This is a genomic window from Actinomadura darangshiensis (assembly GCF_004349235.1).
Taxonomy (GTDB): Bacteria; Actinomycetota; Actinomycetes; order Streptosporangiales; family Streptosporangiaceae; genus Spirillospora; species Spirillospora darangshiensis.
Map to the genome: position 1 here is coordinate 25,391 of NZ_SMKY01000071.1, position 9,683 is coordinate 35,073.

7 protein-coding genes and 1 tRNA gene are annotated in these 9,683 nt (G+C 65.2%); 4 read left to right on the top strand and 4 right to left on the bottom strand.

Annotation, left to right across the window (positions count from 1 at the left end; all coding sequences use genetic code 11):
* Nucleotides 1-504 precede the first annotated feature (504 nt).
* From E1293_RS17675 to E1293_RS17685, 3 genes are read left to right on the top strand one after another with little or no spacing between them, the layout of a single operon-like run.
* Nucleotides 505-2,370: an ATP-dependent nuclease gene (locus tag E1293_RS17675; RefSeq protein WP_165978258.1), complete on the top strand. Its 1,866-nt coding sequence runs from the start codon at nucleotides 505-507 to the stop codon at nucleotides 2,368-2,370.
* A gap of 55 nt (nucleotides 2,371-2,425) precedes the next feature.
* Nucleotides 2,426-3,208, top strand: a complete 783-nt coding sequence (locus tag E1293_RS17680; RefSeq protein ID WP_132198512.1) for an NYN domain-containing protein — start codon at nucleotides 2,426-2,428, stop codon at nucleotides 3,206-3,208.
* Between the two features lie 56 nt (nucleotides 3,209-3,264).
* Nucleotides 3,265-4,683 carry an IS701 family transposase gene (locus E1293_RS17685; RefSeq protein ID WP_424923643.1) on the top strand — a complete coding sequence of 473 codons (1,419 nt, stop codon included), beginning with the start codon at nucleotides 3,265-3,267 and terminating at the stop codon, nucleotides 4,681-4,683.
* A gap of 274 nt (nucleotides 4,684-4,957) precedes the next feature.
* On the opposite strand, the gene E1293_RS17690 is transcribed toward E1293_RS17685, so the two are convergent.
* From E1293_RS17690 to E1293_RS17695, 3 genes are all read right to left on the bottom strand, one after another.
* On the bottom strand, nucleotides 4,958-5,650 hold the full coding sequence (locus E1293_RS17690; RefSeq protein WP_132198514.1) for a hypothetical protein: 693 nt from the start codon (nucleotides 5,648-5,650) through the stop codon (nucleotides 4,958-4,960).
* Between the two features lie 584 nt (nucleotides 5,651-6,234).
* Nucleotides 6,235-6,396 carry a hypothetical protein gene (locus E1293_RS47495; RefSeq protein ID WP_165978259.1) on the bottom strand — a complete coding sequence of 54 codons (162 nt, stop codon included), beginning with the start codon at nucleotides 6,394-6,396 and terminating at the stop codon, nucleotides 6,235-6,237.
* A 95-nt stretch (nucleotides 6,397-6,491) separates the two neighbouring features.
* Nucleotides 6,492-7,571, bottom strand: coding sequence for a CHAT domain-containing protein (locus tag E1293_RS17695; RefSeq protein WP_132198515.1), 1,080 nt, complete (start codon nucleotides 7,569-7,571; stop codon nucleotides 6,492-6,494).
* 449 nt (nucleotides 7,572-8,020) lie between these two features.
* Here E1293_RS17695 and E1293_RS17700 point away from each other — a divergent pair, with 449 nt between their 5' ends.
* Nucleotides 8,021-9,505 carry a site-specific integrase gene (locus E1293_RS17700; protein ID WP_207938906.1) on the top strand — a complete coding sequence of 495 codons (1,485 nt, stop codon included), beginning with the start codon at nucleotides 8,021-8,023 and terminating at the stop codon, nucleotides 9,503-9,505.
* Nucleotides 9,506-9,561: 56 nt separating this feature from the next.
* Here the strand turns inward: E1293_RS17700 and E1293_RS17705 are convergent.
* Nucleotides 9,562-9,634 (bottom strand) — tRNA-Lys (locus E1293_RS17705).
* Between the last annotated feature and the right edge of the window lie 49 nt (nucleotides 9,635-9,683).

The following is a 9,683-nucleotide window of genomic DNA, read 5'->3' on the forward strand; positions in this document are numbered from 1 at the left end:
TCACACCTGCATTGTTGGCCACATCCGGCTCAGTTCGTGCTCGGTGCATCTCACTCGGGAGGGCCTGCCTCCTCTACGGCGAACTGCCAAGCGTTCGTACGTCTCAGCGGCCCATCGGTCAGCCGTGACGCTCGATGTGATCCACCGGCCGATCCTCCTCCAGATCATTGGGACTGGGAAGGAACCGTCCCATGCGTTGTTGAGCGGTACTAGATACGAGGCAGGCCGTCGGCCGGCCGCCCGCACCAAGGGCGCCGTCAAACGAGTGCAAGCCGCCAGTCAGCGGAGCCAGATGAAAGCCCAGGAGAGGGGCTCTTGCTGTCATCGGTCTACTCGCCCACTCAGGCGTTCACGGATGTTCGGTAACTTCCCCGCATGCCTCCGATGTAACGAAACTTCCGATATGTCCACTTATTGGACCAGTGGCACACTGTGGCCAATCAAGATATCTGGTTGCAGTGATGCCCCTGTGACAGGTGTGATTTAGAGGTGCGAATCAAGCGAGTGCGGATCCAGAACTACAGATGCCTGCCGGACGTGGACATCGACTTCGACGACATCACGACGTTCATCGGTCCCACCGGGGTCGGAAAGTCAGCCGTTCTGCGCGCGTTGGACTGGTTCTTCAACGGGACGGCGCAGGCTCTCACCGCCGAGGACGTGTGGGTGGGCGCGGAGCGACGGCAGATTAGTGTCGAGGTGGAGTTCTGTGATCTCACGGATCTGGATCGGGACGCCCTGGGCAAGTACGCGGCGGGCAACACTGGCACCGTCCGGCTGTGGCGGCGCTGGGAAGACGGCCGGGACAAGCTGTCGGGACGCACGTTGTCCTACCCGGCCTTCGAGTATGTCCGGCGAGCGGAGAAGCTCAGCGAACTGAACACCCGTTACAAGGAACTGCGCGAACAGCGGTCCGACCTCGGTCTCCCTGCCGCGAGGAGCGCGGCCAAGGCCGAGGACGCTATGACCGCCTGGGAGCGCGCGCACCACGACGAACTGGTGCCCATGGAACTGGCAGCGGACGGTCACTTCTTCGGATTCGCGGGGCAGGCGAAGATGAGCGGCCTGTTCGACTACGTGTTCGTCAGCGCGGACCTGCGGGCCTCCGAGGAAGGTCGTGACGTTAAGGGATCGATCATTGGGCGGATCCTTGACCAAGCCGTCGACCGCTCCCTGGCGGAACAGGATTTCCTCGAGTTGCAGACGGTTTTCGACGACCGGCGCGGCAAGATCCACAAAGAGCACTTCGAGTCTCAGCTCGAGGAGTTGTCGGACGAACTGACCCAAGAGGTGGAACAGCTCACCGTGGGACGTAAACTCCGCGTCAGTTCCCACGTTCCGGAGATGCGTATCCCGCAGCCCCAGTTCCAGGTGTCCGTGGAGGACGGTTCCGCCAGTACGCGCGTGGACCAGCAGGGACACGGCTTTCAGCGGGCGCTGCTCATTACCGCGCTACGCGTTCTAGCGGAGCGCAGAGCCAGCGAGTCGAGCCGTACGGTGTTCTTGGCGATCGAGGAACCGGAGCTGTTCCAGCATCCGCTGCAGGCTCGGACATTCGCCTCGGTGCTACGCGAGTTGGCTGGACAACACGAACGCGGTATCCAGATCACCTACGCCACTCACAGCCCATACTTCCTAGAGCCGGAGGGGTTCGACCAAGTCCGGCGTCTCACCCGAGCGATTGAAGCCGGGGCACCTACGGTCGGCATCCACGCGACCACCTACGCTGCAGTGCAGGGGCGACTCGGCACCTCCAAGGGGGACGCGAAGCTCCTCAAGCAGTTTGCGCGCGCCTACCTGACCGAACTTCCAGAAGCCATGTTCGCCCGCTGCGTGCTACTGGTAGAGGGCATCTCGGACAAGGGGCTGCTCGAAGGCTGCGGTATGCGGGACGACCCCTTGAACAGGAACGGCATCATCGTGGTTCAGGTCAACGGCAAGCAGAACCTCCGGCTCCCGTATGCGATCCTCGCCACGCTGGGCATCCCGACATTCATGGTCTTCGACGGGGACGCTCACAACGCCGCACGACGGCCGGACGACACCGATCAGACACTCGCGACCCGCATCGCGCTGGAATCTAAGAAGAACTGTCAACTGCTCACCCTGTTGGGCGAGGAGCCGGAGGACTGGCCTGAAACTAGGGTGGGAAGTGGGTACGCGGTGTTCCATGACACTCTGGACGACCACCTCGAAAAGGCATGGCAGGAGTGGGGTGTGGCCAGGCAGCAACTCATCGAGGAAGGCGTCGGAACGGGTGAGAAGGAGGAACAGAGCTACCGCCAAGCCGCCCGACAGGCCACAGCTCCTCCATCGCATGAGCTCGCGGAGATCATCGCCCGTGCCCGCCTCCTAGCGAGGGAGAACTGATCATTGAGTTGACAAATCTTCCCCTAGGGGGACGCGGTGGCGCTAGATTACTGCCATGCAGCATATGCGCACTGCACTGTATTTGGATTTTGACAATGTCCTCAGCGGTCTGTGTGAGTTGGATCCGCTGGCGGCTGAACGATTCGCGACGGACCCCGGGGTGTGGCTGCGGCGGCTATCAGAGATCTTGGAGTCTGGGGCGCGGCGGCGATGGCTTGTGCTGCGGTGCTACCTGAATCCCAGCGGTTACGTGCCGATGGGGACGGAGCGCAGGTACTTCTCCCGCTACCGGGCCGCGTTCGTGCGGGCCGGGTTCGAGATTGTCGACTGCCCGCGATACAACACTACGAAGAACGGAGCAGACATCAGGGTGGTCGTCGACGCGATCGACGCGCTGTCAAGGGAGCCGGTGTGTGAGGAGTTCATCATCGCCTCAGGCGACTCCGACATGACGCCGCTGCTCCAACGGCTACGCCGCGCGGACCGGCGTACGCTCGTCATGTCGCCGCTGGACGCAGCCAAGGCGTATACCTCGATCGCTGACCAGGTACTCAACGGTCATCAGATCCTCGCACTTGTCCAAGGCGAATCCATCGATCTCGACGACGAGAGCGGAGAGATCACGACGGAAGGTAACGGCATCGGGCATCCGGAACCCTTTTCCGTCGATAACTCCGGTGCCTACGAGTCTTTCAGGTCGATCGTGTCGAGGGAGTACGATGACGCCGCCGAACCGCTGAACCTCGCGTCGTTGGCGCAGCAGTTGCGCACTGATACGGCAGCTGTAGATCGTGGTTGTGGGGATGATGCTGCTGGTCGGCGGGGCGCCTGGGGATGATCACGATCGGGTGGAGTGCCGGACATGCGAGACGGCCGCCGTGATCGTTGCTTTGTGTGACGAAAGTAAAGAACCCGGCGGCCGTCGGGGGCACGGTAGCGCATGCCGACGATGAGCGCCGGGTGGGTTTCCTGGACGCGGTGATGGCCCGGATCGCGGGATGTTTCCGCAGGTGTGAGCCCCGGCGACTGGTCCGGGAGTTCGTGCTGGGGCTGCTGATGGAGCTGGAGGACCACAACTGCTGGACCATCGCCGAGGCGCTGGGACACAGCGGCCCGCACCGGCTGCAGCATCTGCTGTCGCGGGCGAAATGGGACGAGCGGCAGGTCCTGGACCAGACCGCGGTGTGGGCGGCCGGGCACCTGACCGGCGACGATCCCCACGAGGGGCAGGACGCGGGTCAGGACGCGGTGTTCATCCTGGACGAGACCGGCGACGCCAAGTCCTCCACCGACTGCGTCGGCTCCGCCCGCCAGTACTCCGGCAGCCTGGGCGGGGTCGCACTGTGCCAGGTCACGGTCAACCTCACCTACGTCACCACACGCGGTCACACCATCATCGACCGCCGCCTGTACCTTCCCCGTGATTGGGCCGGCGATGAGGAACGCCGTGAGCTGGCCGGCGTCCCCGAACACATCGAGTTCGCCACCAAACCGCAGCTGGCCGCCCAGATGCTCGCCCACGCCCACGACCGCGCGATCCGGGCGCCGTTCGCCGCCGGTGACGAGGTCTACGGCGGCCGCGACCTGCGCCGCCACATCCGCAGCCTGGGCATGAACTATGTGATGGCGGTCAAGCACGACCACCCCGTGGCGCTCGGCCCGCACACCACCACCGCCCGCAAGGCCGTCCGCCTGATCGGCGACGGCGGATGGCAGCGCGTACGCACCGGAACCGGAACCAAAGGCGTCCGCTCCTACGACTGGGCCATGCTCGCCATCACCCCCGACGACACCCCCAACGGCCCAGACCAGGCCGGTGACCAGGCCGGTGACCAGGCCGGTGACCAGGCCGGTGACGCGGTCCTGCTGGTGCGGCGGCACCGCTACACCCGCAAACTGTCCTACTACCGGTGCTTCACCACCGGCCCGGCGCCGCTGGCCCGCCTGGTCGCGGTCGCCACGCTGCGCTGGAAGATCGAAGAGGACCACCAGCTCGCTAAACAGGCCTGCGGCCTGGACAAAGGCCAGACCACCCGGTGGAGGTCCTGGCACCGCTGGAGCTGCCTGGCCCTGCTGGCCTACACCTACCTCGCCGTCACCGCAGCCACCCAACCCACCGGCCCGGACCAGGACCCCGACATGATCGCGATCACCGTCCCCGAACTCCTGCGCAACATCCGAGGACCGATCGTGCCGGAGCCTCGCCGCGATCCCGAACACCGCCGCGCATGGTCCACCTGGCGCCGACGCCACCAATACCGAGCCCGAAAATGCCACCAGGCATGGCACGCCTACGCCGACACCACCACATGATCATCGCAGGCCACAGCCCCAATTACAGCTGCCGTATCCGAGGAGGACCTCGCCGTCGTGCGGGGATGGCTGGACGCGCCAGTGGACCATGTGGCAAACGTCCGAGAGCAGGAGTAATGACGCGCCACCACGCCGGAAATAGTACTTCGTCACCAAGTTGAGCCGCGGCGAGGGTCCCGCGGCCGCGCTGTGGGGGGTGGTTCACGGGAGCCGATGCCCCGCGCAGGGTTCTCGGTGCAACGACCAATCATCGCCATGGCTGCCGGACGGGCTCCTATTGGAGTGATCGCAGAGCGGCTCCGTCCCAGTAGAGGTGTTCGGCTTTGATCCAGGCCGCTGGGTAGTGGTGCCATGGGTGTGCTCCGCCGATAGTGAACGCAGGATCCGGGACGGGCTCGCCTGTGCTGCCGTCGATCCAATCGGTGGCTAGGGGAGTGGGCTTCCAGGTCGGGTCGCCGACGAGGACTGCGGCCACTGCCTGAGGCTGAAATCCCCATGCCCCGTTTGGCGAGGGGATTCGCCATTCGCGCTCCCAGCTGAAGTCCATGACGGCTTGGCCGTCGTTGCGGATGGGGTTGCCCCAGACCTTGATCTCTGGTGGCCATTGGTCGTGGACTGCCTCGGGCGGGTAGGCGATGCCGCCGCCTCCAGCGGCGATGACGTCCGCGCGGCGCAGCAGTACACCCCAAGGTGCCATCTTCCGGTCGCGGAGCATGTGAAGCAGGTGGTCGCCGGGGCTTTCCGACAGACACACGGCCGGTCCGTGGGCGCGAAATGGGGTGAAACCAAGCAGCGTCTGGTTCGTGAGGATGGCATCGAGACGCTGTTGAGGAGTCATCTCCTTGATCTCGGGGGGCACGTCAGGGGTGAACTTTGAGTTCGGGCGACGGCCGCAGAAGTGGATCAGAAGGTCACTCTGGCCGGGGCCGGTAGGCATCAGCTGAGGCGCGAGGATGGCATCCGTCATGGCGCCAATGATCTCGTGTCACCTGCGGAACCTGCGCTGAACTTCGTTCCAAGAGTGATGAGTGTTATCGGCCCCCTGCAGCAGTTCGTCGTACGCGGCGACCAAGGGGGTGGGGCGGGCGTCGGGTGGCAGAGCCGAGAGGCGGGCCTGCAGTGCGTTCTCGGCCGAGGCATCGGCGAGGTCCGCGGCTGTTGGAAGGCGTGACGGCGTTGGTTGTGCGGCGGGCGCGTTGCTGGCAGGCTGCTCCGCAGTAGCGGCGGGCCTGGCCAGTCGGGGGCGTGGTCGGCCTCGCGGCCGTAGCCGGGCCCGGCGCACTGCGGGCGGCGTCGCCCGGGGTGACGGAAGAAGGTAAGCCGAGCGCTCCCGGATCCGCGCGGGCATGTTCGAGGCCGGCGGCGCTTGGTCGACGACATGCTTGGCGAGGGCGGCATTCGGCTGGGACAGCGCGTCCAGACCATCGACGGCGGTGGATGTTGGTGCATCCTAGCCGGGCGCTCTGCTTCCCGATGCCGGGCCCTACGCGGGCGGGTGGCGCTGGATCCCGGGAATCGCGGGGGTCCTGGGACCCGCTCGGAGCGTCGATCCTATGCGGTGGCGATGGCGCGCTTGACGACGCCGCCAACGATGAGGGCCAGGCCGTGCGCGAGCCACTGCGCGACTCCCTGGCGGAGTAGCCAGTTGTAGGCGGCGCTACGGACCCAGGCCGCTCCGAGCCAGGCGATTATCTGCTGGATGTTGGCCTCCATGGTGTTCACCCCCTTTCGGCGTGATTCGAACGATCACTTCCAGAGCGACCACGACAACCCTTCATATCGAACATATACTCGGCTTCACATACGTCTCAGAGCTGCTGCGGAGGGATGATCAGCATGGTGGTGGAGGGGTCCACCTCGGGGATATGGGAGAGGACCGGCAGGTCAGCGTCGGGAAGCCCGTTAAGCCTCATGTCAGCCTTGGTGAGCTTGCAGGCCGCCTCGACCGATTGCCCCTCGGTGACGGCCGCGTAGAAGCGCGTGGCAAACGTGATGGCGTCGACGTCTCCGATCCGGTCGGTCATGCTGATGGCCAGCGGGACGATTTCCAGCAAGCCATCGACATGGGCGTAGGAGTGGCAGGCATTCAGCACGATCACCTTCGGCTTCAAATCGACGGCGTCGATCGCCTCGGCGAACGCTGCGGCGGCGACGGTCTTTCCCGGACCTCGTTCGGTGAGTCCGGAGTCGAACTCCAGGAAGTCCTTGTTGGCGTGCCCGGAAAAGTGGACGACATGAGGCCGGAACCGGGTCAGTCCATCCAGCAGGTCCGAGGCTGTCGCCGAGGGCATGTGCTCGATCTGAACCAGGTCGCGGAGCGTGGCTGAACGCACCGCTGCCTTGACGCGGCGGATCTCTTCTCCCACCCGCAAGTCACCGGCTGCGGCGGCGGTCAGGTAGAGGATCCGCAACGGCTCGACCTTGGGAGGCTGCAGCCTGCTAATGACCACGGACATCCTTTCTTCGCTGGCCGCGACGAGCGCTTCGGTGCGGGTGCGTTCGGCAGCCGCCAGTTGCTGGCGACGGCGCTCCTCCTCTTTGTGCTGCCGCTCACGCTGGCGCTGGTCGTCCTTGGCCTCACGAGCCAGGGCTGCCTGCAGGTCCTTGTTGAGGGTGGCTTCCTTGCCCGCGCACTTGGCGATGGCCTTGCGCTCGGTCTCGATCTTCTTGCCCTCCGCGAGCGCCGCCTTGTTGGCACTCTCGGCGCTGCGTAGGTACGACGAGGCCCGGGACGGCGAGGACGCCTTGCGGGCGCGCTCCTGGTAGGAGTTGGCCTCAGTGAGCTTCTTCTGCTGCTTGGACTGGGCTGTGGCCAGTTTTCCTTCGTGCCTCGCGCGCTCTTTGGTAAGTTCTGCGATCTTTCCTCTAATTTGTCCGGAAGATGGCATTTGTCCCCCCTTGGTTTGGACGACGATCTCTCCATGAGTTGAGCACAGGGGTCTGACAAAAGCGTCTCCGGGCACTTCGTAGTTCTCGGCGGCCGTTTCAACTCCCGGCAGGGTGCTCGTTCGTAAGCGATTTGCCTGTGCGAATAAAACTGGGATGACAAGGGCTGCTGCTGCGCGGTGAGGTCGGTCCGCCGGCCCGGGGCAATCTCCGATCATGTCGTACTATCTACCGAACCTACATGAGACGCGATCTCAGCTTGTCGACTGACGTTACCGCTCACCGGTTCTGAGTAGGGCGCGCGCAGACCTCCTCGTGTCCTGAGGGGGAGCGATCACGCGGAGTCGTATGCAGACTTCAGTCGCAAGGGTGCTGGCTCCCCTCACGACTTGGTATATAGCCTCGGGTTTCGATGAAGGGGTCGACGTACAAGAGGTGTAAATGCCGTGGTGTGGACGGAAAGGAACTTGCTTCCCGCTGCCCGCAGCTGCGTCACGAGGACGGCACGTGGAATCCGCGGCATGGCACCTGGTACTTCTACCTGGAGCTCGACGCCGGCCCGGGTGGCAAGCGTCGTCGGATCCGTCGGGGCGGGTTCACCACGCAAGAGGACGCTGAGAACGCTCTTGAGGATGCACGATGCCGGGTATTGCGCGGCTTGGATCCGGGCGTGCGGTATACGGTCGGGCAATACCTTGACGAGTGGCTGGCCGGCCACGGTGGCCTGCGCCGGAGTACTCGCAAGTCCTATGGCGAGCATATCGAGTACTACCTCAAACCCCACCTGGGCCACATCGAACTGGACCAGCTACGCGTTGCGCATCTGAATGAGATGTTCGCCGCGATCGACGCCGACAACGAGCGCATCCTGTGGGCGGCTGGGGAACGCCGGCGATTGCTTGCGGCTGCCCGGCAGGCATGGCGGTCTGGGGACAAGGGCGCACACAGAGCCGCTCGCGCCGATCTCGCCGGGCTTCCGCCGCACCGTCGGACGGTCGGGGCGGCGACCATGCAGCGCATCCGCGCGACGCTCCGGTCGGCTCTGGAGGATGCGGTACGGCAAGGCCTGACCGCAGTGAACGTGGCGAAGCTGACCAAGCTCCAAACAGGCAAGCGGCCCAAGGCGCTGGTGTGGACCAGCGAACGCGTCACCGCATGGCAGACGGCCTACGAGCGGGAACTGGCGGCAGAGCGGGCCAGCGGCCGTACGGTCAACGCGTTCAAGATCTGGATGTCGTTGCCGCGCCCTTCGCGGGTGATGGTGTGGACGCCCGAACAGACCGGGACATTCCTCGATCACGCCGCAGACCACCCTCTGTACCCGCTGTTGCATCTGATGGCTTTCCGGGGCCTGCGACGCGGGGAGGCGTGCGGACTGGCGTGGCCGGACCTGGACTTGGCCGGGGCGTCGCTGGCCGTCCGGGAGAGCCGCGTGAAGATCACCTACCGGGAGATCGAGGATGGTGACCCCAAGTCCGACGCCGGCGAAGACACGATCCCGATCGACTCCGGCACCGTCACCGTGCTCGAAGCCCACCACCGTCGGCAGGACGAGGCCAGGGCCGAGTGGGGGCAGGCGTGGCAGGAGTCGGGAAAGGTCTTCACGCGGGAGGACGGCTCGGCGCTGCATCCCGATCACGTGACCGATGCGTTCGCCCGGCTGGCCTACGGTGCCGGGCTGCCGCCCATTCGCCTGCATGATCTTCGCCATGGCGCCGCGACGCTGATGCTCGCTGGTGGCGCGGACATGAAGTTGGTTCAGGCGCTGCTGCGGCACTCCTCGCTTGCCATCACCGCTGACACCTACACCAGCGTCCTCCCAGAGGTTGCCCGCGAGGCCGCAGAAGCCGCCGCGGCACTGGTGCCAAGGAAGATCCCGGCTCAGGACGCCCGGCCCTCCGTCCTCCCCACGTCCTCCCAAAACGAGGAGGAGTAGCCCGTCACCGTGTGCACGTGACGTGTATCCGCAAGCCACATAGGCGATGCGTTGAGTGGGTCGCCTGGGACTCGAACCCAGAACCTACGGATTAAAAGTCCGGAGCTCTGCCAATTGAGCTAGCGACCCGTCCCGCAAGGGTACCGAGATCGGCGGGGGGTTTGCGACGGGGTTACGG

Bases quoted from the DNA above. Each gene is read 5' to 3' on its own strand.
- E1293_RS17695 (WP_132198515.1), bottom strand. From the start codon at position 7,571: ATGCCATCTTCCGGACAAATTAGAGGAAAGATCGCAGAACTTACCAAA.
- E1293_RS17680 (WP_132198512.1), top strand. From the start codon at position 2,426: ATGCAGCATATGCGCACTGCACTGTATTTGGATTTTGACAATGTCCTC.
- E1293_RS47495 (WP_165978259.1), bottom strand. From the start codon at position 6,396: ATGGAGGCCAACATCCAGCAGATAATCGCCTGGCTCGGAGCGGCCTGG.
- E1293_RS17690 (WP_132198514.1), bottom strand. From the start codon at position 5,650: ATGACGGATGCCATCCTCGCGCCTCAGCTGATGCCTACCGGCCCCGGC.